General features: G+C 61.1%; 1 protein-coding gene. It reads right to left on the reverse strand.

Features of this window, described 5'->3' with window-relative positions:
* A partial coding sequence (locus tag PZC42_RS24590) for a hypothetical protein (protein ID WP_277214118.1) occupies positions 1-256 on the reverse strand: 256 nt, incomplete at its 3' end.
* Positions 257-275 lie beyond the last annotated feature (19 nt).

Raw genomic sequence — 275 nt, forward strand, 5'->3', positions numbered from 1 at the left:
GCACACGGTTCCTCTCGCGACGGATCAGCCTCCCCACCTCGTGGACCGTGAACTGGGTGTCGCGAGCGATCCCGGTCCATGGATGTGGCACCCGCTGCAACACGACTGACTCGGCCGTCTGCGACGCTGGAGCTCCCGATGAGACGAGGGTATCGCCATCTGCAACGTACGAGAGCAGCATCTCCCAGTAGACAAGAGCCTCGTCGAAGAACTGATAGTTGTCACCGCTGCCTGACCTTTGGCCGTTCGCAGCCATAGAATTGAGGTGCCTCCTG

This window comes from Isoptericola croceus, from assembly GCF_029382255.1.
GTDB lineage: Bacteria > Actinomycetota > Actinomycetes > Actinomycetales > Cellulomonadaceae > Isoptericola > Isoptericola croceus.